23 protein-coding genes and 2 tRNA genes are annotated in these 26,074 nt (G+C 63.6%); 18 read left to right on the top strand and 7 right to left on the bottom strand.

The annotated features are described in order from the left end of the window. Nucleotides 1–9: 9 nt before the first annotated feature. On the bottom strand, nucleotides 10–1,386 hold the full coding sequence (locus ACNHGR_RS03800; RefSeq protein ID WP_475284173.1) for a cryptochrome/photolyase family protein: 1,377 nt from the start codon (nucleotides 1,384–1,386) through the stop codon (nucleotides 10–12). Nucleotides 1,387–1,607: 221 nt separating this feature from the next. Between ACNHGR_RS03800 and ACNHGR_RS03795 the strand changes: the two genes are divergently transcribed. The 10 genes from ACNHGR_RS03795 (at nucleotide 1,608) to ACNHGR_RS03750 (ending at nucleotide 11,696) form a co-directional block, all read left to right on the top strand. After that, nucleotides 1,608–2,093, top strand: a complete 486-nt coding sequence (locus ACNHGR_RS03795; protein ID WP_184264740.1) for an RNA pyrophosphohydrolase — start codon at nucleotides 1,608–1,610, stop codon at nucleotides 2,091–2,093. Nucleotides 2,094–2,147: 54 nt separating this feature from the next. Further along, nucleotides 2,148–3,056 carry a DUF481 domain-containing protein gene (locus tag ACNHGR_RS03790; RefSeq protein ID WP_475284172.1) on the top strand — a complete coding sequence of 303 codons (909 nt, stop codon included), beginning with the start codon at nucleotides 2,148–2,150 and terminating at the stop codon, nucleotides 3,054–3,056. A gap of 59 nt (nucleotides 3,057–3,115) precedes the next feature. After that, on the top strand, nucleotides 3,116–4,360 hold the full coding sequence (locus ACNHGR_RS03785) for a hydrolase (protein WP_475284171.1): 1,245 nt from the start codon (nucleotides 3,116–3,118) through the stop codon (nucleotides 4,358–4,360). Next, nucleotides 4,357–5,376 carry an arginine N-succinyltransferase gene (locus tag ACNHGR_RS03780; protein ID WP_475284170.1) on the top strand — a complete coding sequence of 340 codons (1,020 nt, stop codon included), beginning with the start codon at nucleotides 4,357–4,359 and terminating at the stop codon, nucleotides 5,374–5,376. The genes ACNHGR_RS03785 and ACNHGR_RS03780 overlap by 4 nt, the downstream gene beginning before the upstream one ends. Continuing rightward, complete coding sequence (locus ACNHGR_RS03775; RefSeq protein ID WP_475284169.1) at nucleotides 5,373–6,635, top strand: N-succinylarginine dihydrolase; 1,263 nt, start codon at nucleotides 5,373–5,375, stop codon at nucleotides 6,633–6,635. Before ACNHGR_RS03780 ends, ACNHGR_RS03775 begins: the two co-directional genes overlap by 4 nt. 26 nt (nucleotides 6,636–6,661) lie before the next feature. After that, complete coding sequence (locus tag ACNHGR_RS03770; RefSeq protein ID WP_184264730.1) at nucleotides 6,662–6,877, top strand: hypothetical protein; 216 nt, start codon at nucleotides 6,662–6,664, stop codon at nucleotides 6,875–6,877. A 205-nt stretch (nucleotides 6,878–7,082) separates the two neighbouring features. Next, a complete protein-coding gene (locus ACNHGR_RS03765; protein WP_475284168.1) occupies nucleotides 7,083–7,967 on the top strand; it encodes a PAS domain-containing protein in 885 nt (294 codons plus the stop codon). Between the two features lie 171 nt (nucleotides 7,968–8,138). Then, a complete protein-coding gene (locus tag ACNHGR_RS03760; RefSeq protein WP_184264726.1) occupies nucleotides 8,139–8,582 on the top strand; it encodes a TadE/TadG family type IV pilus assembly protein in 444 nt (147 codons plus the stop codon). Continuing rightward, on the top strand, nucleotides 8,579–10,204 hold the full coding sequence (locus tag ACNHGR_RS03755; RefSeq protein WP_475284167.1) for a pilus assembly protein TadG-related protein: 1,626 nt from the start codon (nucleotides 8,579–8,581) through the stop codon (nucleotides 10,202–10,204). The genes ACNHGR_RS03760 and ACNHGR_RS03755 overlap by 4 nt, the downstream gene beginning before the upstream one ends. Before the next feature lie 40 nt (nucleotides 10,205–10,244). Then, nucleotides 10,245–11,696: a cobyric acid synthase gene (locus ACNHGR_RS03750; protein ID WP_475284166.1), complete on the top strand. Its 1,452-nt coding sequence runs from the start codon at nucleotides 10,245–10,247 to the stop codon at nucleotides 11,694–11,696. Nucleotides 11,697–11,752: 56 nt separating this feature from the next. On the opposite strand, the gene ACNHGR_RS03745 is transcribed toward ACNHGR_RS03750, so the two are convergent. Next, nucleotides 11,753–11,829, bottom strand: a tRNA-Arg gene (locus tag ACNHGR_RS03745). Between the two features lie 55 nt (nucleotides 11,830–11,884). Then, nucleotides 11,885–11,961, bottom strand: a tRNA-Arg gene (locus ACNHGR_RS03740). A gap of 126 nt (nucleotides 11,962–12,087) precedes the next feature. On the opposite strand from ACNHGR_RS03740, the gene ACNHGR_RS03735 reads away from it, so the two are divergent. Continuing rightward, complete coding sequence (locus tag ACNHGR_RS03735; protein WP_475288313.1) at nucleotides 12,088–12,564, top strand: hypothetical protein; 477 nt, start codon at nucleotides 12,088–12,090, stop codon at nucleotides 12,562–12,564. 56 nt (nucleotides 12,565–12,620) lie between these two features. Here ACNHGR_RS03735 and ppdK read toward each other — a convergent pair whose 3' ends face one another. The 3 genes from ppdK to ACNHGR_RS03720 all read right to left on the bottom strand — a co-directional run bounded on the left by ppdK (nucleotide 12,621) and on the right by ACNHGR_RS03720 (nucleotide 18,581). Beyond that, nucleotides 12,621–15,320, bottom strand: a complete 2,700-nt coding sequence (gene ppdK / locus ACNHGR_RS03730) for a pyruvate, phosphate dikinase (protein ID WP_475284165.1) — start codon at nucleotides 15,318–15,320, stop codon at nucleotides 12,621–12,623. A 139-nt stretch (nucleotides 15,321–15,459) separates the two neighbouring features. Beyond that, nucleotides 15,460–17,709 (bottom strand): glycine--tRNA ligase subunit beta, encoded by a 2,250-nt coding sequence (gene glyS / locus ACNHGR_RS03725; RefSeq protein WP_475284164.1) that lies wholly within the window; start codon nucleotides 17,707–17,709, stop codon nucleotides 15,460–15,462. Beyond that, nucleotides 17,709–18,581, bottom strand: coding sequence for a glycine--tRNA ligase subunit alpha (locus ACNHGR_RS03720; RefSeq protein WP_475284163.1), 873 nt, complete (start codon nucleotides 18,579–18,581; stop codon nucleotides 17,709–17,711). Before ACNHGR_RS03720 ends, glyS begins: the two co-directional genes overlap by 1 nt. 133 nt (nucleotides 18,582–18,714) lie before the next feature. On the opposite strand from ACNHGR_RS03720, the gene ACNHGR_RS03715 reads away from it, so the two are divergent. The 6 genes from ACNHGR_RS03715 (at nucleotide 18,715) to ACNHGR_RS03690 (ending at nucleotide 24,804) form a co-directional block, all read left to right on the top strand. Next, complete coding sequence (locus tag ACNHGR_RS03715; RefSeq protein WP_475284162.1) at nucleotides 18,715–19,629, top strand: TraB/GumN family protein; 915 nt, start codon at nucleotides 18,715–18,717, stop codon at nucleotides 19,627–19,629. Then, the gene (locus ACNHGR_RS03710) at nucleotides 19,626–20,513 is read left to right on the top strand and encodes a TraB/GumN family protein (protein ID WP_475284161.1); all 888 of its coding nucleotides are present in this window, start codon (nucleotides 19,626–19,628) and stop codon (nucleotides 20,511–20,513) included. The genes ACNHGR_RS03715 and ACNHGR_RS03710 overlap by 4 nt, the downstream gene beginning before the upstream one ends. A 493-nt stretch (nucleotides 20,514–21,006) precedes the next feature. Continuing rightward, nucleotides 21,007–21,627 (top strand): 50S ribosomal protein L25/general stress protein Ctc, encoded by a 621-nt coding sequence (locus tag ACNHGR_RS03705; RefSeq protein ID WP_184264713.1) that lies wholly within the window; start codon nucleotides 21,007–21,009, stop codon nucleotides 21,625–21,627. An 80-nt stretch (nucleotides 21,628–21,707) separates the two neighbouring features. Further along, nucleotides 21,708–22,277: an aminoacyl-tRNA hydrolase gene (pth, locus tag ACNHGR_RS03700; RefSeq protein WP_475284160.1), complete on the top strand. Its 570-nt coding sequence runs from the start codon at nucleotides 21,708–21,710 to the stop codon at nucleotides 22,275–22,277. Nucleotides 22,278–22,367: 90 nt separating this feature from the next. Beyond that, nucleotides 22,368–23,996 (top strand): alpha-D-glucose phosphate-specific phosphoglucomutase, encoded by a 1,629-nt coding sequence (locus ACNHGR_RS03695; RefSeq protein ID WP_475284159.1) that lies wholly within the window; start codon nucleotides 22,368–22,370, stop codon nucleotides 23,994–23,996. Nucleotides 23,997–24,120: 124 nt separating this feature from the next. Continuing rightward, entirely contained in the window at nucleotides 24,121–24,804 is a 684-nt protein-coding gene (locus ACNHGR_RS03690) for a DUF2490 domain-containing protein (RefSeq protein ID WP_475284158.1), read from the top strand. A gap of 143 nt (nucleotides 24,805–24,947) precedes the next feature. Here ACNHGR_RS03690 and ACNHGR_RS03685 read toward each other — a convergent pair whose 3' ends face one another. Next, nucleotides 24,948–25,679, bottom strand: a complete 732-nt coding sequence (locus ACNHGR_RS03685) for a hypothetical protein (RefSeq protein ID WP_475284157.1) — start codon at nucleotides 25,677–25,679, stop codon at nucleotides 24,948–24,950. Between the two features lie 159 nt (nucleotides 25,680–25,838). On the opposite strand from ACNHGR_RS03685, the gene ACNHGR_RS03680 reads away from it, so the two are divergent. Then, on the top strand, nucleotides 25,839–26,060 hold the full coding sequence (locus ACNHGR_RS03680) for a hypothetical protein (protein WP_475288311.1): 222 nt from the start codon (nucleotides 25,839–25,841) through the stop codon (nucleotides 26,058–26,060). The last annotated feature ends 14 nt before the right edge of the window (nucleotides 26,061–26,074 follow it).

Genomic DNA, 26,074 nt, shown 5'->3' with positions numbered 1-26,074 from the left:
CGGCTGCAATCATCCCTTGCTGCGGCGATAAGCCTCCAGCGCCCGTTCGCGCCCTTCGCGATGACCGATGATCTTGGCAGGATATCCGGACGGGCGCGCATCATGCGCGTCGGGATCATGAATGGTGTCGTCGGACAGGTCCGCCAGTTCGGGCACCCACTCCCGAATATAGCCTGCCGCATCGAATTTCTCCGACTGGGTCAGCGGCGCCATGATCCGGGTGAACAGATTGGCGTCGACACCGCTGCCTGCAACCCACTGCCAATTGACGCTGTTATTCGCATAATCGGCATCGGCCAGCGTATCCCAGAACCAGCGAGCCCCATGGCGCCAGTCGATCAGCAGATGCTTGATGAGGAAACTGGCGGCGATCATGCGCACGCGGTTATGCATCCACCCTGTCGCCCAAAGTTGCCGCATGCCGGCATCCACGATCGGATAGCCGGTCCGGCCGGTCTTCCAGGCGGTGAAGTCAGCGCCGGCCTCCCGCAGGTCGCGCCAATCCAGCCGATCGAAATCGCCCCGCGCATTGGCCGAACCATAGGTCGGCAATTCGCAGGTCTGAACATGGGCATAATCCCGCCAGATCAACTCCTTGAGGAAGATCGTTGCATCATGCCCTGCGCTTTCGACACGATGCCAGACATAGGCTGGCGACACTTCCCCAAAGTGGAGATGCGGCGACAGCCGCGACGTTCCCTCCACGGACGGCAAATTGCGGGCGGTGGGATATTCGCCGACTTCATCCAGAAAATTGGCGACATTGGCCCGCGCGCCATCCTCCCCCGGTGCCCAGTCCGCGGCGAACCCTTTCGCCCAGTCCGGCTTTTCCGGCAGCAGCGCCCAGTCCGCCAGTGTGTCGCTATCGGGCCAGTGGGTCGGCGCGCCGATATGATGGGGCACCGGATGCGGCGGTGGGGGTGGCATATGCTCCATCACCGCACGGGCAAAGGGCGTGTAGATGCGATACATGCCCCCGGTCCCCGTCCGCACTGCGCCCGGCGGCAATAGCAGGCCGCCATCGTGCAGGCACAGGTCCAGCGATCTGGCCACTGCCTTCTCCGCATTGCGCCACCAGGGTTCATAATGATGCAGCGCATGCACCCGCGACGCGCCCACTTCCTTCGCCAGCGCCGCCAGGACATCGGCGCATTTCCCCCGCCGCAGGATCAGGCGCGATCCCTTGGCCCGCAGGCTTTCGTCCAGCCGCGTCAGGCTATGGTGCAGCCACCAGCGCGACGCGCCGCCCATGGCCCATTGGCGCGGACTTTCATCATCCAGCACACAGACGGGTATGACCGGCCCTTCGCTAACGGCAGCTGCGAGCGCGGCCTGATCGGAAAGGCGAAGATCCTGGCGGAACCAGAGCAGGACGGGCTGAGACATGGAATGCGCAATGCGCCCCGTTGCACAGGGTTCCAAGCGGTCGTTAGGGCATATTGCCTTTGGCCAGGGCGCAACGTCTCGTCGCAAATCGGCAGACGCGTGATTCGGCCAATGGACGCAGGGCTTCCCCCCGCTTATTCTGGCCTCCACGCCGCTATACGGCGCGAGGGCGGCCTTTCAGGGGACGGAGAGCCGCCGCTACTACTTCTTTTGGGGAAAACATGGCTTCGATGCCGAATGAACAGGAACTGGGATACCGGCCGTGCGTCGGGATCATGCTCGTAAACATGGATGGCAAGGTGTTCGTCGGCCAGCGGCTCGATAATGTCGTCGAAGCCTGGCAGATGCCGCAGGGCGGCATTGATGAGGGCGAAGACGCGAAAACCGCTGCGCTGCGTGAGTTGGAGGAGGAAACCGGCATCCGCAGCAATCTCGTGGAAATCATCGCCACCGCCAAGGATGAGCATTTCTACGACCTGCCGACAGAGCTGATCGGCAAGCTGTGGGGCGGCAAATATCGCGGCCAGCGGCAATTTTGGTTCCTGGCGCGCTTCGTTGGCAAGGATAGCGATATCGATATCCAGACGAAGCATCCCGAATTCCGCGAATGGCGCTGGGCTGCACCGGACACGCTGCCGGAACTGATCGTGCCGTTCAAGCGCAAGCTCTACCGCGACATCTTGCAGGAGTTCCGGGCGCTTATCTGACCGGATGGGCGCTTTGGGGGTTAAAATTCGCGATCGGATGGCTATGACGGGCGCATGCGTGCCTGCCTGATCCCCCTGTCGTTGCTGACCGCAACCCTGCCTTCGCCTGGCATTGCGGCCGAATCGCCGCTGCTACCACCGTCCGTCCGCGAGATGATGGAAGCGGCGATCGCCAACGGCAATGAGACGGATATTGCAACCGTCGCCAAGATCGCCAAGCAGACCAATCCCGGCTCTGCCGACGAAATTCAGCGCATGGTGAACAGTTGGAAGGAACGGACCAAGGCCACCCATGATACGGTGATTCGCGAGGCGCGCTTCACCGAATTATGGACCGGCCGGGTCGAGGCCGGCGGTTTCCGTTCCACCGGTTCCACCAGCGAACTCGGCATCAGTGCATCGGCCACGGCGACCCGCGCCGGCTTGCAATGGTCGCACAAGCTGACCGCCGCCGCCGATTATCGCCGCGCCAACGGCGTCACGTCACGCGAACGCTATTTCGCCGGCTATGAGCCGCGCTACGAATTCGACCCACGCGGTTTTGCCTATGGTCTGGCCCAGTTCGAGCGCGACACCTCGATCGGCTATGACGAACGTTATACCGCCTCGGTCGGCGTCGGTTACAAGCTGATCGTCAGCAAGCCGGTCGATCTGTCGGTCGACATCGGTCCGTCCATCCGACACGCCAAATATCTGATCGGCGATCGGGAAACGAAGATCGGCGCGCGTGGATCGATGGCACTGGCCTGGCGCGCGACGCCCACCCTGACCTTCAAGCAGACCGCGTCGGGCTATGCCGAAAGCGACGTCTACACGCTCAACGCCCTGTCCTCGGTCGAAACCAAGGTCAGCACACGCTGGTCCGCAGCCTTTTCCTACAATATTCAATATGAGTCCGAGACGCTGCTGACGTCGCGCGACCTGGATACGCTGAGCCGCCTGACCCTGACCTATGATTTCTGAACCACGCAATTTTATTGCGGGGGTGGAGAGAGGCCCGGCGCTCTGATAGACCAGAGCAGATGACGGATTTTTCATCGCAGGAACGGTTATTGCTCGACCACGCCGCGGCCGCGCCCATGCTGGCGCAGACGCAGGCATGGGCGGCGATCAACAGCGGGTCGCGCAATCTGGTCGGGCTTGCCCGCATGGCGGATGTGCTGGCCGGCGCCTTCTCCATCCTGCCCGGCGACCTGCGCCTGATCGACGCCGCGCCGGTCGACAGCGTGACGCCCGATGGCCGCATCCAGCCGATCGCCCATGGCCAGCATTTGCACCTGAGCGTCCGTCCAGACGCCCCGATCCGATTGCTGCTGACCGGACATATGGACACGGTCTTCCCCGTCGACCATCCCTTTCAGGATCAGCGCTGGCTGGAACCCGGCATCCTGAACGGCCCCGGTGTCGCCGACATGAAGGGCGGGATCGCCGTCATGCTGGCAGCATTGGCCGCAATCGAGCGATCGGAAGCCGTGTCGACACTGGGCTATGACGTCATCATCAACAGCGACGAGGAAGTAGGCAGCGCGTCTTCCGCACCGCTGCTCAGGACGGCAGCGGTCGGCAAGCTCGCCGCCTTCACCTACGAACCCTCCGCCCTGCCGGACGGCACCCTCGCCGGCGCGCGGGCGGGCAGCGGCAATTTCTCGATCATCGTCACGGGCCTCAGCGCCCATGCCGGCCGCAATCCCGACGATGGCCGCAATGCCCTGCTCGCCGCCGCCGATCTGGCGCTCCGCCTGAAGGCGGGCAGCGGCGCCGGCTTCTCCTGCAATCCCGCGAAGATCGACGGCGGCAGCCCCAACAACGTCGTGCCCGATCACGCTGTCCTGCGGGTGAATTTCCGTCCCCGAACGCCTGCCGACGAGATCGCCGCCCGCGCCCTGATCGACCGGGCCATGGCCGATGTCGCGCGCGAACATGACGTCAGCCTGCACCTGCACGGCGGCTTCGGTCGCCCGCCCAAGCCCATGGATGCCAAGGCCCAGGCCTTGTTCGGACTGGTCCGCCAGTGCGGCGCGGATCTCGGCCTGAGCATTGGCTGGCGCGATACCGGCGGCGTGTGCGACGGCAACAACATCGCCGCCTGCGGGGTGCCGGTTGTCGACACCATGGGCGTACGTGGCGGCAGCATCCATAGCGACGCCGAATTTCTGCTGGCCGACAGCCTGCCCGAACGGGCGCAATTGTCGGCACTGGCCCTTTGGCGCATCGCGCGGGGGCAATTCATACCAGGACATAATCTGACAGAGGGGATGACCGCTTGAGCTTCATCATGCGCATCGCGCGCGCGGACGATCTGCAAACGCTCTATGAAATGGCCAAGCTGACTGGCGGCGGCTTCACTAACCTGCCGCCCGACCGCAAGGCGCTGGCGGCCAAACTTGAGCGTACTGAAAAGGCATTGGCGCGCGAAGGCGACGGCATCGAGGACGAACTGATCGTCATGGTGCTGGAAAATGTCGAGACGGGGCAGGTGCGCGGCACTTGCCAGATTTTCTCGACCGTTGGGCAAAGCTGGCCCTTCTACAGCTATCGCCTGGGCGTGCTGACCCAGCATAGCCGGGAACTGGGCCGCACCTTCCGCGCGCAGATGCTCTCGCTCACCACCGATCTGGAAGGATCGGCGGAAGTCGGCGGCCTGTTCCTGCACCCGCGCGAACGCGCCGAGGGGCTGGGCCTCCTGCTGGCGCGCAGCCGCTATCTCTATATCCGCGCCCATCGCAGCCGTTTCGGCGACAAGGTGCTGGCTGAATTGCGCGGAGTGATCGACGAAGCGGGCGGATCGCCCTTCTGGGATGGCCTTGCCGGCCGCTTCTTCGGCATGAATTTCCAGGAAGCGGACGAATTCAATGCCGTGAACGGCAACCAGTTCATCGCCGACCTGATGCCCAAGACGCCGATCTACACCGCCATGCTGACCGACAGCGCCCGCGCCGTCATCGGCCTGCCCCATCCCAATGGCCGCGCGGCGATGCGCATGCTGGAGACGGAGGGCTTCGACAATGCCGGCTATGTCGACATTTTCGACGGCGGCCCGACCATGGTGGGACAGATCGACCAGTTACGCACCATCGCCGGCGCGCGCGATGTCACTCTGTCCGCCACCCACGACAAGGGCGGGGAGAAGATGCTGATCGCGACCGGCCGGCTGGCCGATTATCGCTGCACCTGGGGCTTCGTGCAGCAGGAAGACAAGGGCGGCGTATCGCTCGACGCCTCCAGCGCAGCGCGGCTCGGCCTCGAAATCGGCGGTTCCTTCACCATGGCGGGGCGGGCATGAGCGTCAGGGAAATCAATTTCGACGGGATCATCGGTCCCAGCCACAATTATGCCGGCCTCAGCCTCGGCAACCTCGCCTCCGCGCGCAATGCCGGCGCTGTATCGCACCCGCGCGCGGCAGCGCTGCAAGGGCTGGAGAAGATGCGCGGCAATATCCGCCTCGGCCTCACCCAGGGGATTTTCCTGCCGCAATGGCGCCCCGACGTCGCCTGGCTGTCGAAGCTGGGCACGGACGTCGGCAATGCCGAGCCGCATATCCGCGCGGCGGCCATGTCCGCTTCCTCCATGTGGGCCGCCAATGCCGCAACCATCTCTCCGGCCAGCGACACGGCGGACGGGCGGACCCACCTGACCGTCGCCAATCTCGTCACCATGCCGCATCGCAGTCATGAATGGCCACAGACGCTGGCCCAGTTGCGCATCGCCTTTTCCGACAGCCGTACCTTTGCCGTGCATGATCCGATCCCGGCTCCTTTCGGTGACGAAGGTGCGGCCAACCACATGCGGCTGGCGCAGAGCCATGGCGAGGCCGGCGTGGAAGTGTTCGTCTACGGCCGCGCAGGCGGTGCCTTCCCGGCGCGCCAGCATGTCGAGGCTAGCAAGGCGATCGCCCGCAACCATGGCCTCGATCCCGATCGCACCCTGTTCGTGGAACAGTCCGAAGCAGCGATCGCGGCCGGCGCCTTCCATAATGACGTCGTCGCCGTGGCGAACGAACATGTGCTCTTCACCCATGAACAGGCTTTCGCCGACAAGGCAGCCTTCTACGCTGCCTTGCGCGCCGTCCTGCCCTGCGTCGAGATTGTCGAGGTGCCGGCCAGCGCCGTGAGCCTGACCGATGCCATCAAATCCTATCTGTTCAACGCGCAGCTCGTCACCCTGCCTGATGGCGGCGGCATGGCGCTGATCCTGCCGACCGAAGCGCAGGAGACGCCATCGGTCTGGCATTGGCTGGAGCAGATGATCGCCGGTAATGGGCCGATCCGCCGATTGGTGCCGGTCGATGTGCGGCAATCCATGGCGAATGGCGGTGGCCCGGCCTGCCTGCGCCTGCGCGTCGTCGCCGATCCGGCCGACATCGATCCGCGCTTTCTAGTGGATGAGGCACGGCTGGATGATATTGCGCAGATCGTGTCCCAATATTGGCCAGAATCGATCGAACCCCAGGATTTGAGCGACACACGGCTGATTGCCCGCATCGAACAATCATGGTTAACTCTTGTTGACCATTTGCAGCTGTCGGGCGACTTGTCTCTCTGACGGCGGGGCAAGCCGGATGGGATGACATGGAACGGATCAAGAGCCTCTTCATCATCAAGACCAAGTTCGAGGCGTTCCTGGTCATCTATGCGCTGGCGCTGGGCGCGGCCGAGCGCGGCCATGTCTATATGCAGCAATATCCCGGCACGGGCGGTCATCTGCTGGCGCTCGCCTGTTCGGGTGCCGTCTTCATGGCCGGCGGCAAGATCCTCGACGCGCTGGACTATCAGCGCGGCCTTTAGAGCGTTTTCCAAGCAGGTGGAATCACCTGCTGACTCGGAGCCGTAAGGCCAGCGCAGCTAAAACGCTGCGAACAAAAAACTTGGAGCAGCCGAGCGGGAACTGCTCTAAGCGCCGCCTTCTTCCATAACGGATCGAACTGGACAATCCGATCATCGTAGTCTCGCTTATCCTGCCCTCCATTCATGGCAAGGGAGGGACAGTCACATGCTCGATGATCGTCGCAGGCGCAGCGTGCCCGCAGCCGAACTGGTGCGTAACTTCGCCCATTGGCGGGAGGTCGGATCGCGCGAACCGGTGATGGTGACGCATCATGGCCGCGAAACCCATGTCTTCATGGGGTTGGATCGGTTCCGGACGATGGCGATAGGGGACGAGGAGGCGCCCGCGCCCGACCGTACCTTCGAACTGGCGGCGCGCATCCATCAGGGTCTGGTGCTGTGCGGGCCGGACCTCAGCATCGATTATGTCAACGGCGTCGCTCTGGCCATGGCCAAGCGCTGGGACCGGCATCTGGAGGGGCAGACGCTGTGGGATGCCTTCCCCGAACTGGCCGGCACCCTGACCGAAGCGCATATCCGCCACAGCCTGTCCTCCGGGGAGGCCAGCGCGGCCGATATCCCCTCGCCCTTCCGCGATGATGTCTGGCTCCATGTCCAGACCTTTCCCTTTGCCGGCGGCGTGGCGCTGCTGCTGCGGGACATTACCGCCGACATGCAGCGCCACCGGCTCGCCGACGTCAAATCCGCGATCCTGAAGGCCATGGGCGTGCATGGCGGCGTCGGCTATGTCCGCGTGTCGATGCGCGGCTTCATCGATGTGGTGAACGACAGCTTCTGCGCCATGGTCGGCCTTGGCGCAGATCGTCTGGCGGATGTGCCAGTGGCCGACCTGGTCGAACTGCCCGCCCGTCCTGCCTTCCGCGAACGGCTGGAACGGGTGCTGCGCGGGGAAGGCGACATGCGCTTCGCCACCCAGTTGCTGACCAATGGCGGCGCGCTCGCGCCAGTCGATGCCGCCATCGCGCGCCTGCATGGCATTTACGGCACGGAGGGCGCCGTCATCGTCATCACGCCGCTCGCCACGCCCTGATTTGCCGTCAACAACGTCCGGAACGGATGGAATGCGGCGCGCCTGTGCAATCTTTGCGCGAAACCGCTGCTTCCCGCCCCGATATCGACATCCAGGCCTACATAAAACCCGTCAAATCCGAAGCGCTTCCGGCAAACTCGATCTTGAACAGCGAGGGCCATTATCGCCTTCATGTCCTACGCAAGCATCCCTGCCCGCTCGTGCCGGCTGCTGATCCGGCTCATCCGCCATCAGGCTGGCAGCAGCCTCATCGAGGCGGCCTTTGCCCTGCCGCTACTGATCCTGCTGCTGATGGGCATATTGGCCTATGGTAGCTGGTTCATGACCGCGCACAGCCTGCAACAGGCGGCCAATGACGCCGCCCGTGCATCGGTGGCCGGGCTGAGCACGACCGAGCGCCGCAGCCTGGTGGATCAGAGCGTCGTGGCTGCCCGCCCGGCCTTCCCCGCACCCGCCGCACAGACGATCGGCGTTACGACCGGAGAGAATAGCGGCTATTATACCGTAACGCTGCGCTACAATCTGGCCAATGCCCCGCTGTTCGCGGCCATCCCGGTTCCCCTGCCCGGCGGCACGCTGGAACGCAGCGCCGTCGTGCGGATTTCCAGCCAATGATGTGCCCGTCGCACCTTCGGGCACTGGCACGGGATCGGCGAGGGGGCGTCACCCTCATCCTTGCCGGTTCCCTGTTCATGCTGGCGGGGGCTGCGACCGTCGCCGTCGATCTGGGGTCGGTCTATCTTGCCCGCCGCGAACTGCAGGGCGTGGCGGATGCAGCCGCGCTTGCCGCCGCCGACGGCGGGCGCTCCGCGGCTGAGCAACTGATCGGCCAGAGCGGTGTCGGCGGTGTCGCCCTGGCGGCGCTCGACACGGGCAGCTACGCCGCCGATCCGTCCCTGCCGGTGGAGCAACGGTTTCGTTCCGGCGATGCGGCCGGGGGCGCCATGCGGGTAGAACTGCGCCGCCGTGCTCCCCTCTTCTTCGGTCGCCTGCTGGTCGGGCGCGACGGCATAGACCTCAGCGCCCGTGCCACAGCAGCGCGCACCGATGCTGCGGCCTTCTCGCTCGGCACCGGCCTGGCCTCGCTCAGCGGTGGCCTGCCCAACATGCTGCTATCCAAACTGGCGGGGACAGAACTCAACCTGTCGGTGATGGACTATAATGGTCTGGTCAGCGCCAATCTCGACCTGCTGCGCGTCGCCGACGCGCTGCGGGTGCGGACCGGGCGGGATGGCGAGGCTTATGGCGCGCTGTTCGACCGGGAGATACCGCTATCAGACCTGCTCGGTGCAATGGCCGACAGTGCTGGCAACAATGCCGCCGCCAATACGCTTCTGGCGTTGGCGGGGCGAATACCGGGCCGCTCGGTGCGGCTCAGCGACATCATCGATCTCGGCCCGATGCGCGGCGCCGCCAATGCCAGCGGACAGCCCAATATTCTGCTCGATGCCTTCTCGATGCTGCGCATGGTACTCAGCCCGCCTTCGGGCACCACCATCCCCATGGATCTCCATGTTACCGTCCCCGGCCTCAGCAGCACCAGGCTGATGCTGGTGACAGGCGAAGGCCAGACCCGATCGCCATTGATGAGCGTCACCGCCAAGCGTGACATCGTGCTGCGAACAGCCCAGACGCGCCTCTATCTGGAAAGCTCCGTTGCCACAGCTCTGTCGGGCATCGCGTCGGTGCGTATCCCCCTCTATGTCGAACTGGCAGCGGCAGAGGCCCGCCTGTCCGATATCCAGTGCGGCGAAAATGGCGGCGTCACGCTAGCCGTCACGCCATCGGTCGGCACCGCCGCGCTGGGCGATGTCGACATGAATGCCCTCACCAACTTCTCCGTCCCCGCCAACCCGCGCGCCGCGTTGCTCGCGCAGACTTTGGGGACGCGCGTTACCGGCTACGCCAATATCAGTCTGGGCGGGACCCAGACCCATAATGTCCATTTCTCTCCCGCCGAAATCAGCGCGCAGCAGGCCAAGACCGTCAGCACGCAGGATCTGACCCAGGGCATTGCCGCCAGCCTCGCCGGGCAGACGCAGGTTCAGGTGTCGCTGCTGGGCCTGACCGTCAGCAACAGTCCGCTCAGCCCGTTGGTCGGCACCGTGCTGGGCACCACTGCGCCATTGCTGGACGGCATCATCAACAGCGTCACCGCTACGTTGGGCGTCCGGGTCGGCGCGGCCGAGGTGCGCGTGCATCAACGCCGCTGCGGCATGGCGGCGATCGTCGCCTGATCCTCTTGCTATCGTGCCGCTCCGCCTTCAGGAGCGATCCATGGGCGTTATCATGTTGCAGGGAACCGGATCGGACGTCGGCAAATCGGTGCTGGTGGCGGGGCTATGCCGCGCGCTCAGGCGCCGGGGCTATGAGGTCCGCCCGTTCAAGCCGCAAAATATGTCGAACAATGCCGCCGTCACTGAGAATGGAGGCGAGATCGGCCGGGCGCAGGCGTTGCAGGCGATCGCCTGTGGCGTGGCGCCGCACACGGACATGAACCCGGTGCTGCTGAAGCCCCAGGCCGACCGCACATCCCAACTGATCGTGCATGGCCATGTACGTGGCGCGCTGGGGTCGGGCAATTTCCGCAGCGCGCGCGGTGAACTGCTGGGCTCCGTTCTGGAAAGCTATGAGCGGTTGCGCGACCAGTGCGACATCGTCGTGGTCGAAGGCGCGGGATCGCCCGCCGAAATCAACCTGCGCGTCGGGGACATCGCCAATATGGGCTTTGCCCGCGCCGCCAACGTGCCGGTGATACTGGTCGGCGATATCGACCGGGGCGGCGTGATCGCGGCCGTTGTCGGCACCCGCACGGTGATCGATCCCGACGATGCCGCGATGATCCGCGGTTTCCTCATCAACAAATTTCGGGGCGATCCGGCCCTGTTCGAGGATGGCTACCGCCAGATCGAAGCGCTGTCGGGCTGGCGCGGCTTTGGCGTGGTGCCTTGGCTGAACGCCGTCGCCCGCCTGCCGAGCGAGGATGCGGTCGTGCTGGAGCGGCGCAGTTCCTCCGCGGCTGCGCCGTTGGTCGTGGCTTGCCCGGTCCTGCCGCGCATTTCCAATTTCGACGATCTCGACCCGCTCAAGCTCGAACCGGGCATCGACCTGCGCATGATCGGCCCCGGCCGGCCCCTGCCCGGCGACGCCGCGCTGGTGATCCTGCCGGGATCGAAGGCGACGATCGCCGACATGCGCGCGCTGGTGGCGCAGGGCTGGGATATCGACATCCGTGCCCACCACCGGCGCGGCGGAGCCGTGCTGGGCCTGTGCGGCGGCTATCAGATGCTGGGGCAGACGATCGCCGACCCCGATGGACTGGAGGGACCGGCCGGATCGGTTGCGGGCCTCGGCCTGCTAGACGTCGAAACCCGCCTGTCCGAAGGCAAGACGCTGGAGCAGGTGCGAGGCCGCGCGCTGGATGCCGATTTTGGCGGCTATGAAATGCATATGGGTGTCACCGCCGGCCCGGATTGCGATCGCCCCTTCGCGCTGCTGGATGGCGCACGGCCGGACGGGGCGGTCAGCCGGGATGGACGTGTAATGGGCAGCTATGTCCATGGCCTGCTGGGCAGCACCGAGTTGCGCGATGCGTTGTTGCGGCGGCTGGGCGGGGAGTCGGCGGGTGTAGACTATGACAGGTCGGTCGAGGATGCGCTGGACGAGATTGCCGCGCTGCTCGAAACGCATGTCGATATCGATGCCATGGTCGCGCTGGCGACGGGGTGAGGGCAAAGAAAAAGGCGGCTCTCGCCGCCTGATTTTTCCGCCTTCGAAAGGGAGAATGGTGCACCCGGAACGATTCGAACGTCCGACCCTCAAATTCGTAGTCTGATGCTCTATCCAGCTGAGCTACGGGTGCACTTTTTTCTGCAAAGGCAAAGGCTTAAAGCCCTTACCTGTCACAATGTTTCCAATGGTGCACCCGGAACGATTCGAACGTCCGACCCTCAGATTCGTAGTCTGATGCTCTATCCAGCTGAGCTACGGGTGCGTTGGAGAGGCGCAGATAGAAGCGCTTAGCGGATTGAGCAAGCCCCTTTTTTCTCTTTCTTGCACTTTTATGGCCGGGCAACTTTTCGCGCCCGTTTTTCGTTGGTGCAGGCAGGAGGATGCCATGATGAGCTTCAATCTGAACGAGCTTGCGCTGCTGCTTATCGCGCTGGTCATCGGCTGGCTTTTTGGCCTGATGATGAGCGGTCGCGGCAAATATCGGCGGCTGTGGCGCGACGAACAGATCGCCCACCGACAGGCGATCAAGGACCGCGATACCCGTATTGAGGCCGCCAACAGCCGGATCGCGGAACTGGAGCGGCAATCGGCCGGGCCGATCGGGGCTGGCACGGCAACGGCGGTAGCCGGCGCGGTGCATGGCCGCGACGATCTGAGCAGGATCAGTGGCATCAGCGAAGCGCAGGAAGTGGCGCTGAACGAGGCGGGCTATCATCGCTACGGCCAGATTGCGGCGCTCAATAGCGAGCAGGAAGGTGCGCTGGAGGCGCGGCTCGGCCTACAGCCCGGTACGATCAGTCATGAAAACTGGCGCCAGCAGGCGCAGGATCTGGCCACCGGCCACAAGCGCGGCCTGTTCGGCTGAACAGGCATTGCCACAAAGAGAAAGGGCGGGGTTGATGCCCCGCCCTTTTCCTTATCTCACTTCTTCGCCAGCGCCGCCTGCGCCGCCGCGAGGCGGGCAATCGGCACGCGATAGGGCGATGCCGATACATAATCGAGACCGGTCTGCTCGCAGAAGGCGATCGATGCCGGGTCGCCGCCATGTTCGCCGCAAATGCCCAGCTTGATGCCGGAGCGGGTCTTGCGACCCCGTTCGGCGGCGAGCTGGATCAACTCGCCCACGCCCTCCACATCGATGCTGACGAAGGGATCGCGGGCGAAGATGCCCTTGTCCACATATTGCGTCAGGAAGCGGCCAGCATCGTCGCGGCTGATGCCGATCGTCGTCTGGGTCAGGTCGTTGGTGCCGAAGGAGAAAAATTCACCCACTTCGGCGATCTCGCCAGCCTTCAGCGCCGCGCGCGGCAGTTCGATCATGGTGCCGACCAGATAATCGACGCTGCTGCCCTGCTCTTCGAACACTTCGGCTGCGACGCGATCGACGATCGCCTTCATCAGTTCCAGCTCCTTCTTGGTCGCGACCAGCGGGATCATGATCTCCGGGATCGGCGCATCACCGCTGCGCTGCTTGACGATCAGCGCCGCTTCGAAGATCGCACGCGCCTGCATCTCGTAGATTTCGGGATAGGTCACGCCCAGGCGGCAACCGCGATGCCCCAGCATCGGGTTGAACTCATGCAGTTCGGCGGCACGACGCTTGAGCGCTTCCACGCCCACGCCAGCGGCCTTGGCCACTTCCTCGAACTCCGCTTCGCCGTGCGGCAGGAATTCGTGCAGCGGCGGATCGAGCAGGCGGATGGTGACCGGCAGGCCGGCCATCACCATGAATATCTGCGCGAAATCGTCCCGCTGTTCCGGCAGCAGCTTGTCGAGCGCGGTGCGGCGCCCCTTCTCGCTGTCGGCCAGGATCATTTCACGGACGGCGGTGATGCGCGCCGCGTCGAAGAACATATGTTCGGTCCGGCACAGGCCCACGCCTTCCGCGCCGAACTCCCGCGCCACCTTGCAGTCCTGCGGCGTTTCGGCATTGGCGCGCACCTTCAGGCGACGGACCTTGTCGGCCCACACCATCAGCGTGCCGAAATCGCCGGCCAGTTCGGGCTGCACGGTCGGCACTTCGCCGGCCATGACTTCACCGGTCGACCCGTCGATGGTCAGGATATCCCCTTCCTTCAACTCGCGGCCACCGATCTTCAAAATCTTGTTGGCATTGTCGATCGACAGGCCACCCGCGCCGGACACGCAGGGGCGGCCCATGCCGCGCGCCACCACGGCAGCGTGGCTGGTCATGCCGCCACGCGCGGTCAGGATGCCCTTGGCCGCGTGCATGCCGTGAATATCTTCCGGGCTGGTTTCGACGCGCACCAGAATGACCGCGTCACCCAGCTCGTTACGACGTTCGGCGGTGTCGGCGTCGAACACGATCAGGCCCGATGCCGCGCCCGGCGAAGCTGGCAGGCCCTTGGTCAGCACGTCGCGCGGCGCGCTGGGATCGAGCGTCGGGTGGAGCAACTGGTCGAGCGCGGCGGGATCGACGCGGGCGACGGCTTCCTCTTCGGTGATGAGGCCTTCCGATGCCATGTCCACGGCCATCTTCAGCGCGGCCTTGGCGGTGCGCTTGCCCGAACGGGTTTGCAGCATCCACAGCTTGCCCTGCTGCACCGTGAATTCGATGTCCTGCATGTCGCGATAATGGGTTTCGAGGATTTCGAACACCTTCGCCAGTTCGGCATAGGTTTCCGGCATCGCCTCTTCCATCGACAGCGGCTTGGCCCCTGCCCGCTCGCGCGCGGCCTTGGTCAGATATTGCGGGGTGCGGATGCCGGCGACGACGTCCTCACCCTGCGCATTGATCAGATATTCGCCATAATAGGCGTTTTCGCCGGTCGACGGGTCGCGGGTGAAGGCGACGCCAGTGGCCGATGTTTCGCCCATATTGCCGAACACCATCGCCTGCACATTGACGGCGGTGCCCCATTCGCCGGGGATGTTGTTCAGGCGGCGATAGACCTTCGCGCGCTCCGACTGCCAGGAGCCGAACACGGCCGAGATCGCGCCCCACAGCTGGTCATGCACATCCTGCGGGAAGGGCTTGTTCCACAGCTTCTGCACCAGCGCCTTATATTCGGCGACCAGCGCCTTCCAGTCGTCGGCGGTCAACTCGGTGTCGAGCGTATAGCCATTATCTTCCTTGGCGATTTCGAGCGCTTCCTCGAACGCGCCATGGTCCAGTTCCAGCACGACGTCCGAATACATCTGGATGAAGCGACGATAGCTGTCCCAGGCGAACCGCTCGTCGCCCGAGGTGTTGGCCAGACCGACCACGGTTTCGTCGTTGAGGCCGAGGTTCAGAACCGTGTCCATCATGCCCGGCATCGACGCGCGCGCGCCCGAACGGACCGATACCAGCAACGGATCGGCAGCGTCGCCGAACTTTTTGCCGGTGATCCCCTCGATATGGGCGATGCCGTTGGCGACTTCGGCGTTCAGGCTTTCAGGATATTGGCCGCCATCGACATAATAGCGGGTGCACATTTCCGTGGTGATGGTGAAGCCCGGCGGCACCGGCAGGCCGATCGCGGCCATGCCGTCCAAATTGGCGCCCTTGCCACCCAGCAGGTTCCGGTCGCCCTGCCCGCCATCATCGACGCCGCCGCCGAAACGATAGACATAACGCGTCGCGCTGCTGTTCATGATGGCCTCTTCCGTCGTAACCATGGTACCGGCTCTCCCTGCACTGATTGCCGTGTTGTGCGATGCAATAATAGTGTCGCAAATAGCGACCTATGATAGAATAGAATAGGAAATAACGCGCTTAACTTCGCATATTTCCCCTTCGTTTCGGAATTTAATTGCCTTACCCCGTAATTTTCGAAAAGTCCGCGACGTTGTGCACCGCAGCACGCACCCGCGCCAGCAGCGCGAGGCGAGTCGTGCGCTTCGCCGGATCGGCGTCGTTGACTGTGACGGTTTCAAAGAAGGCGTCGATCGGCGCGCGGAGCGTCGCGAGCGCCGCCATGGCGCCCTCGAAATCCTCGGCCGCAACAGCCTGCGCCGCCCGCGGCTCAGCAGCATCAAGCGCGGCGAGCAGGTCAGCTTCGGCCTGTTCGGGCGTGTAGGACAGTTCTTTATTCGTCATGCCAGCGGAGGCTGGCATCTCAGGCGTTGGCGCACTGTCGCCTGAGACCCCTGCCTTCGCTGGGGTGACGGAAAGATCGGGCGCTTCCTTCTTGAGGATATTGGCGGCGCGCTTGTAGCCGGCGAGCAGATTGGTGCCGTCGTCAGTCGCAACGAAGGACTGAAGCGCCTTCACGCGGGCGAGCAGGCGGACGAGGTCGTCCTCGCCACCGAGCGCAAACACCGCGTCGATCAGGTCGTGCCGAACGCCGGCTTCCTTCTGCTGGACCTTGAGGCGGTCGGCGAAGAACCAAACAAGCCCAGCATCACCAGACGCAATCTTGTCCAAAAGCGCGCCGTCCAGATCGTTACCCAGTTGCTTTCCTGAAGCGATTACATCGGTCATCCGCTCCAGTGTATCATCCAGACTAAATCGCAAATTATTTTCTAGAACCAGCCGAATTGTACCCAGCGCAGCGCGGCGAAGGGCGAAGGGGTCTTTTGATCCGGTAGGCTTCTCGTCGATGGCGAAAAAGCACATCAACGTATCCAGCTTATCCGCCAAACTCACCGCCACCGTCACCGGCGAAGTCGGCACATCATCGCCCTGCCCGACCGGCTTATAATGGTCGCGGATGGCGTCGGCCACTGCATCGGGCAAGCCTTCGGCGCGAGCATAATAGCCGCCCATCACGCCCTGCAATTCGGGGAATTCGCCGACCATTTCGGTGACGAGGTCCGCCTTCGCCAGACGCGCGGCCTGTTCGGCGAGATCGGCCAATTCTTCCTTGTGCTCCTGCGAAGGCAGGAGCCCAGGGCCGGATTGCGCTTCGTCGCCCTGGGCTCCTGCCTTCGCAGGAGCACTGGCACCGACAATCCCCTCTTCCACCAGCCAGCGAGCCAGCTTGGCCACCCGCTCGACCTTGTCCGCAACCGTGCCCAGCTTCTCATGGAACGTAATCCGCTCCAGCTTCTTCGCCTGTTCGGCCAGCGGCGTCTTGCGGTCCTGCTCCCAGAAGAAGCGGGCATCGCTCAGACGCGCGGCCAGCACCTTGCGGTTACCGGCGATGATCGCCGCGCCGCCATCCTTCGCCTCGATATTGGCGGTGCAGATGAAGGCCGGGGCCAACTTGCCAGCCGCATCGCGCAGCACGAAATATTTCTGGTTGATCCGCAGGGTTAGCTGAATGACTTCAGGCGGCACCTCAAGGAAGGCCGGGTCGAAATCGCCCAGCAGTGGCACCGGCCATTCGGTCAGTCCCGCATTTTCCGCGATCAGCCCCTTATCCTCGATCACGCTGTAACCATGCGCGGCAGCGGCTTCGTCGGCCTTGGCCGCGATGATCGCCTGTCGTTCCTGATGGCTGGCGATCACATGGCAGGCGCGCAGCTTCTCGACATAATCATGCGCGCCGCCGATGGTGATCTCCCCGGCATGGTGGAAGCGATGGCCGAGCGTGGCATAGCCCGACCGCACGCCCTCAATCTCGACATCGACCAGGTCTTCGCCCAAAATCGCGACGATGCCCTTCAGCGGCCGCACCCAGCGCAAGCTTTCGGTCGTCTGGCTGGCCGTGCCCCAGCGCATCGACTTGGGCCAGGGGAAAGCGCGGATCACGGCGGGCACGGCCTCAGCCAGCACATCGGTGGTCGCGCGGCCGGGCTTGTTCACCACGGCGAACCACACGCCGTCGCGATCTTCCAACTGATCCTGCGTCAGCCCGGTCTTGCGCAGGAAGCCGTCCAGCGCCTGCGCCGGCGCACTGGTGCGCGGGCCCTTAAACTCTTCGCTAACCGCCGCGGTTTCCAGCGGCAAATCGCGTGCGATCAGCGCCAGCCGGCGCGGCGTCACGAAACTGTCGATCGACGCGGGCTTCAGGCCAGCCTTGGCCATTTCCTCGGCAAAGAGGCGGGCGAGGTCGTCGGAGGCCTTCAACTGCATCCGCGCCGGAATTTCTTCGCAGCGGATTTCGAGGAGGAAGTCAGTCATCACGCGGCCCACCCGTTCACTTCCATCCACTTTTCGCAGCTGCCCTTCGCCATGTCGCGCACCTGGCCCATATAGCTGGCGCGCTCCTGCACGGAGATCACGCCGCGCGCCTGAAGCAGGTTGAAGGTGTGGCTGGCCTTGATCGCCTGCTCGAACGCGGCCAGCGGCACGCCATTGTCGATGCACTGGTCATATTCCGCCCGGCAATCCTTGAACCAGCGGAACAGCTTTTCGGTGTCGGCGACCTCGAAATTCCATTTCGACATCTGCCGCTCATTTTCCAGGAAGACGTCGCCATAGGTGACGCCGGCATCGTTGAATTTCAGGTCGTATACGCTGTCGACGCCCTGAATATACATGGCCAGCCGTTCGAGGCCGTAGGTCAGCTCACCCGCGACCGGCTTGCAGTCGAACCCGCCCATCTGCTGAAAATAGGTGAACTGCGTGACTTCCATGCCATCGCACCACACTTCCCAGCCAAGGCCCCAGGCACCCAGCGTCGGGCTTTCCCAGTCATCCTCGACAAAGCGGATATCATGCACCAGCGGGTCGATGCCGATCTCCACCAGCGACCCAAGATAAAGCTCCTGAAGGTTCGCCGGCGACGGCTTCATGATGACCTGATACTGGTAATAATGCTGGAGCCGGTTGGGGTTTTCGCCATAGCGGCCATCGGTGGGACGACGGCTGGGCTGGACATAGGCGGCGTTCCAGGCGTTCGGCCCCAGCGCGCGCAACGTGGTCGCGGGGTGGAAGGTGCCCGCGCCGACTTCCATGTCGAGCGGCTGGAGAATGACGCAGCCCTGCTTCCCCCAATAGGCATGCAGGGTCAGGATCAGGTCCTGGAAGGAAAGCAGTTTGCCTTCGGCCACGGATAGTCCTCAAAAATTGCTCTATAGAATGTCGCGCGCCTTGGCGCATGGCATGGCCATGGTCAAGGAAAAGCCGCGGGAAACAGGGTTAAGCAGCTTGCCCTGACGCCGCATGCTCCCCATTGAAGGGGGCATGAAGATGCTCCCCACGCTATTCCGGGCGCTCCCCCGCACCATCGCTGCTGCGCTGCTGATGATCGGCGGCGTCGCGCAGGCCCGCACCGCTGAAACCGCCACCCCCGCCCTGTGGCAGGTGAAGGATGTCGACACCACCATCTATCTGTTCGGCACCGTCCATGTGATGAAGCCGGATATCGACTGGTTCCATGGCGATGTGCAGCGCGCCTTCGACCGGTCGGACACGCTGGTGCTGGAGATTATCGAGCCGGACGATCCGCAGGCAATCGGCGCGACCATGGCCGGCATGGCGCTGGCCAAGGACGGAGTAAAACTGTCCGATCGGCTGACGCCCGAAGCCCGCGTCAAATATCAGGCCGCCATGGTGGCGAACAGCCTGCCCTGGCAGACATTCGACATGTTCAATCCGTGGATGAGCGGCATGGCCCTGTCGGTCGCTCCCTTGGAGAAGCTGGGCTACAAGAATGACCTGGGCGCGGAAAAGATCCTGCGCACCGCCGCCACCGGCGCGGGCAAGAAGGTCGAGGCGCTGGAGACGGTGGAGCAGCAGGTGGGCTTCTTCGCCGGCCTGCCGATGGACCAGCAATTGCAGTTCCTGAACGCCACGGTCGATGGCCTGCCCGACATGGAAAAGGAATTTGGCGACCTGCTGCGCTACTGGCAGGCGGGGCAGCCGGACAAGCTGGCCGCGTCCATGAACGAATCGCTGGAGGCAACGCCGGAACTGGCGCAAGTGCTGCTAACCGGCCGCAACGCCAACTGGGCCAAGTGGATCAAGGCGCGCCTCGCCCAGCCCGGCACCGTCTTCGTCGCCGTCGGCGCAGGCCATCTGGCCGGCAAGGGCAGTGTGCAGGACCAGCTCAAGGCGCTGGGCGTTCGAACCAAACGCCTCAAGGAAGTCAAACCATGAAGCCGATCCTGATCCGCCTGCTGGCGCTGCTCGCACTCACGCTGGTCGCGGCCTGCGGACAGGACAGCAAGCCCGTGGCCAAGGTCGAGGGCGGCCCGGCCCTGTGGCAGGTGCAGCGCGGCGCGTTCAACGGATGGCTGTTCGGCACCATCCATGTCCTGCCCAAGGGCGTTGCATGGGAGACGCCGGCGATCAGGGACGCCATGGGCGCATCCGACCGGCTGATCCTGGAAGCCGCCGACTTGCAGGACGAGCAGAAGACGCTGGCCCTGTTCGAGAAAATGGGCCGCAGCCCCGGCCTGCCACCGCTGGAAAAGCGCGTACCCGATGACGAAAAGCCAGCCCTGACCAAGGCACTGGCCGATGGCGGCACCAGCAGCCAGCTCTTGTCCGGTTATGAAAGCTGGGCCGCCGCAATGCTGCTGTCCGCCGCCAGTCAGCAGGATCTGGGCGTCAGCCAGAGCGACGGCGTCGAACCAGTCCTGATCGCCACCTACAAGAAAGCCGGCAAGCCGATCGGCGGGCTGGAGACGGTGGAGCGGCAGTTCGCGGCCTTCGACACGCTGCCTGAAAGCGCGCAGTCGGCGCTGCTGGTGCAGACCATCCATGAAGCCAAGGGGATGAAGGCGCTCTACGACCGCATCCTCACCGCGTGGGGCAAGGGCGACATGGAGGCGATCGCCAAGGAAGACCAGAATGGCGAGCAGCCCGATCCCATGGTCGAGGAAGCCGTGCTGGTGCAGCGCAACCGCGACTGGGTGAAGGCGATCGAGCCGATGCAGGGCCGCCCCTTCATCGCGGTGGGTGCTGGCCACCTGACCGGGCGGGAGAACCTGATCGAACTGCTCAAGGCCAAGGGGTTCACGATCACGCGGGTGCAGTGAAATGGCATTGAAACTGAGGGACGGCTGGTATCAATTGGTGAATGAAACGCCATTCAACATGGATATGGCAGGCATTTACGAATGGCGAATAGACGGGGTCGGCCTGTATGTAGGCAAAGCAAACCGCCTTCGATCGCGCATCAAGGCATATCCCAATAATGTTCGGCGAATGATCGAAGGGCTTCCGTGGCACGGAAATCCCGACAAGCAATATAGATTGATACATCGGGAATTACGCGCCGCTTATGAAGCAAAGACGACCGTGTCCGTAGCCATCCTAGAAAATTGCATTTCCGCAGATCGAGCATATCGCGAAAGAGCATGGATAGACCTACGAAGGCAGGAAGAGACTGCTGGCGGTCCTCGGCTACTGAACTCAATATAGCCCACCCCTTGCGTTTCCGCCATTTCCTGCTAAAGGCCCCGCTTCCCGCGATGGTCATCCCTGGAGGCGTGGCGGGAAAGTACATCAATTTGCTTTTGGAGACACGCAATGAGCGAGCAGCTTACGCTGTCGGCCGAGGCACGCGATCGGGCAGGCAAGGGAGCCTCCCGCGCTCTCCGCCGTGAGGGCCGCGTACCCGCCGTCATCTATGGAATGAACGAAGAACCCCTGTCGATCCATGTCGAGGAAAAGCTCCTCAACAAGCAACTCGGCACCGGCCACTTCTTCAATTCGGTCATCATGGTCGAAGTCGGCGGCAAGACCGTCCGCACCCTCGCCAAGGACGTGGCCTTCCACCCCGTCACCGACCGTCCGCTGCACGCCGACTTCCTGCGCGTTTCGGAACATGCCACCGTCCACGTCCATGTGCCGGTGCGCTTCGCGAACGAAGACGCTTCGCCGGGCCTGAAGAAGGGCGGCGTGCTGAACATCGTGGCGCATGATATCGAACTGGTCGTCGATGCCGCCAACATTCCTGACGAGGTCGTTGTCGACCTGACCGGTCTGGAAGTCGGCGAATCGCTGCACATCAGCGCCGTGACCCTGCCCAAGGGCACCAAGGCGCTGCATGCCGACACCGACTTCAGCATCGCCACCGTCGTGGCCCCCTCGGCTCTTAAGAGCGCCGAAGGCGAAGCGGAAGCCGAGACTGCTGCCGAAGGCGAATAAGCCTTTTCCAGCGTCAAGCTATTTGCGAAATCCCGTTCGAGCCATGCTCGGGCGGGGTTTTGCTTTTCTGGAGGATTTCGATGCAGATCTGGGCCGGCCTGGGCAATCCAGGGCAGCAATATGCGATGCACCGGCACAATGTCGGCTTCATGGTCGCGGACCTGATCGCGGACATGTATCGCTTTTCGGCCCCGAAGAAGCAGTTTCAGGGCTGGGTGCAGGAAGGGCGGATCGGCACGGAGAAGGTCATCCTGCTGAAACCCGCCACCTTCATGAACGAAAGCGGCCGCTCGATTGGCGAGGCAATGCGCTTCTACAAGCTGACGCCACAGGACGTCACCGTCTTCCACGACGAACTCGACCTTGCACCGATGAAGGTCAAGGTGAAGCGCGGCGGCGGCAATGCCGGGCATAACGGCCTGCGTTCGACCGACGCGCATATCGGCAATGATTTTCGCCGCGTCCGCATCGGCATCGGTCATCCGGGGCACAAGGACAAGGTCCATGGCTATGTACTGGGCAATTATGCCAAGAACGAGATGGACGCGCTGGCCGACATGCTGGGCGCGATCGGTGCCGAGGCCGAATGGCTGGCGAAGAATGACGACGTCCGCTTCATGAACGAGATTGCCCGGCGGCTGACCGACTGAATTTCCTTAACCCGATTGCGCGTTGCAACATTGCCGGGCCATAAGGCCCAGGAATGTTGCAGTGCGTACACGCAGTTCAGGGGATTTTGGGTGATTCAGACCGTTTCCACGACGCCGTTCAACGACCAGAAGCCGGGCACGTCCGGCCTGCGCAAAAAGGTCCGGGTTTTCCAACAACCCCATTATGCCGAGAATTTCGTTCAGTCGGTGTTTGACAGCCTGGATGGCTATGCGGGTGAAACTCTGGTGGTGGGCGGCGATGGCCGATACCTGAACCGCGAAGTCATCCAGATCGTCATCAAGATGGCGGCGGCCAACGGCTTTGGCCGCGTGCTCGTGGGTCAGGGCGGCATCCTCTCCACCCCCGCCGCCTCGCACCTCATCCGTTCGTCGACTGCCTTTGGCGGCCTCATCCTGTCGGCCAGCCACAATCCCGGCGGCCCGGACGAGGATTTCGGCATCAAATATAATATCGGCAATGGCGGTCCGGCCCCCGAAAAGGTGACCGACGCCATCGCCGCCCGATCGCTGGTGATCGACAGCTACAAGATGCTCGACGCCGCCGATGTCGATATCGACGCGATCGGTATCAGTCAGTTGGGCGGCATGACCGTCGAGGTGGTCGATCCCGTCGCTCTTTATGCCGACCTGATGGAAAGCCTGTTTGATTTCGCGGCCATCCGCGCCCAGATCGCCAGCGGCTTCACCCTCGCCTTCGACAGCATGAGCGCCGTCACCGGCCCCTATGCCGTGGAGATTTTCGAGCATCGCCTCGGCGCCCCCGCCGGCACGGTGATGAACGGCACCCCCCTGCCAGATTTCGGCCATCACCATCCCGACCCCAATCTGGTCCATGCCAGGGAACTCTACGACCGGATGATGGCCGCCGACGCGCCAGATTTCGGCGCGGCATCGGATGGCGATGGCGACCGCAACCTCATCATCGGCCGGCACAGCTATGTGACGCCGTCGGATTCGCTCGCGGTGCTGGCGGCCAATGCCCATCTGGCGCCGGGCTATAAGGCCGGCCTGAAAGGCATCGCCCGCTCCATGCCGACCAGCGGCGCGGCCGACCGGGTGGCCGAAAAGCTGGGCCTGCCGCTCTATGAAACGCCGACCGGCTGGAAATTCTTCGGCAACCTGCTTGATGCTGGCATGGCCACCATCTGCGGTGAGGAAAGCGCCGGCACCGGGTCCGACCATGTCCGCGAAAAGGACGGCATCTGGGCCGTGCTGCTCTGGCTCAACATCCTCGCCGTGCGCCAGCAGAGCGTGGCCGCCATCATGACCGATCATTGGGCGACCTATGGCCGCAATTATTATGCCCGCCATGATTATGAAGCGATCGCCAAGGACAAGGCCGATGCCCTGATGGCCGCGCTGCGCGACAGCCTGGCCTCCCTGCCGGGCACCGGCAACAGCGGCGGCACGGTGAAGAGCGCCGATGATTTCGCCTATACCGATCCCACCGACCAGTCGGTCAGCCGCAATCAGGGCGTGCGCATATTGTTCGAGGATGGATCGCGCGTCGTGTTCCGCCTGTCGGGCACCGGCACGGAAGGCGCAACCCTGCGCGTCTATATCGAACGCTATGTCGGCCCGGACGGCGATCGGGGGCTGGAAACGGGCGATGCCCTCGCCCCGCTGATCGCCGCCGCGCAGGAAGTCGCCGATATCAGCGGCTATACCGGCATGGACAAGCCAAGCGTCATCACCTGATGTCGTTGAAAGTCCGGCGCAAACCATCGTTGCGCCGGACACAAACTCACGGTCGGGAAACAGCATAGCAACGCGCGCGCATTAAGGTGACGGGAAGCTCCCCATTCCTGTTTCAAGGACCATCATGCGCCGCCTTGCTGCCTGCTTTTCCGCCTGCCTTGCCCTCCTCTCCAGCCCGGCCGGTGCGGCGACCAGCGAGGACGAGCAATTCTGGCTCAACCTGACCGCCATGGGGTCGATCAAGGACGAACTGGTCTATTTCGCGGAAATCCAGCCGCGCATCGGCGACGGCATATCGCGCGTCGACCAGTCGCTCTTTCGCGGCGCGCTCGGCTGGAAACTCTCGCCTGCCATGACCCTCTATCAGGGCTATGCCCATGTCGTCGTGCCGATCGAAGGCGGCAAGGACATCAATGAAGAACGTAGCTTCCAGCAATTGAGCTGGTCGCTGGGCAAGCCATGGGGCGGCGAACTCTCCTCCCGCACCCGGCTGGAACAGCGCTGGCGGTCCGACGGCGATGACATGGGCTGGCGCCTGCGTGAAATGCTACGCTACGAAAAACCGCTCAAGCCCGGCAGCGATGCGGTCAACGCACTGGTCTATGCGGAGGGGTTCGCCGCACTCAACGACACCGATTGGGGCGCCCGCGCCGGCTTCGACCAGCTCCGCAGCTTCGTCGGCGCAGAGATCGGCCTGCCCGGCGCATCGACGCTGGAGGTCGGCTATCTCAACCAGTTGGTCAACCAGCGCGCCGGCAACACCCGCGTCAATCATGTCGCGTCGGTCACATTGTTCTTCCGCCACTAATCAACAGCAAGCGATTGATTATAAAGACAAATAGGATGCCTATGCGACAGTATCACGCCACGGCGCAGAAAAACACCGGCATTTCAGCCACTTAAAATCGCAAAATCCGAAACACCTGTCCAACTCGCTGTCGCAAAACGCGTTTAGCGTCCATTGTCGGCGATGATATCGACGCTGGTCTTGCCGCCCGGCGCATCGGTGAAGAGGATGAAATAGGCGCTGCCATCGGCGCCGCGCGTCCCGCCCAGCACATGATCGCCGCCCATCACCTTATGCTCGCCGTCATAGCCGGCACGGCGGGCCAGCGTGTAATAATAGTCCATCACGCCCTGACGCGGCGCCGGCGTCACGAAGCTTGCTGCGCGCAGGGTACAGCCATCCACCTGCGTCCCCGCCGCCTCGGTCAGTTGGGCGCCGGGATAAAGGGTAAAGGGTTCGGGCAGCCGCTGCGCCCATTCCATGCCGTAATTCAGTTTCTTGGCGCAATTGCCCTTCCCCGCGCCGTCACGGGCGACGGCGCCCAGCGTCACGGTGGAGGCCAGCGCCTCCCCCTGCGTCGCGGCGGGTGCGCTCAGCAGTTTCCCTCCGGCCAGCTTCACCGCCTCCGCCTGTGCCGCGCCGGCATCGCCGGGCAGCACCGGCACAGCACCATTGGCGGGCTTGTCGGCCGAACGCACGGCATTACGGTTAGACTGGCCCACCAGTTGCGGATCGACCACGATCGGATCGGCCAGCGCGCCCTTCAGCGCCGGGTCGGTCGCATTGTCGGTCAGTTGCGCGTCGAGCGACGCAAGGCTGGCCTCCTTGTCCCCCTTGCCACAGGCGGCCAGCGCCAGAACCAGGGACATCATGCCAACAGACCGGAAACGCGCCATCCTTCACTCCTTCGTAAACAAGTCCTGAAGAGCAGAGGTTAATTTTCCGTTAGGACTTTTGGTGAATCTGCCGATTTTTGGCATAGATGGCCAGTCATGATCGACTGGCCTTGTCCCACTGTCTTGATCCGGGACAGATGAACGGCCATGGTCGCCGCCATGCTCAATATCCTGTCAGGCTTTATCGGCCTTGTCACCCTCGTCCTGATGATCCCGGCGGTCTTCCCGCTTCTGGGGGCGCTCAACTGGATATTGGTGCCGATGGCCCTGTTCGGCGCTTTCATCGGCCTCATGTCCTCGAAGAAGGGCGGGCAGAATTTCTGCCTGATCGTGGCGGCATTCGGCGCGCTCCGCCTGTTCCTGGGCGGAGGCATTTTCTGACTCAGGATCATCTC

It is taken from the genome of Sphingobium sp. RS1 (genome assembly GCF_056156825.1).
This window is presented reverse-complemented; position numbering and strand designations above follow the sequence as displayed.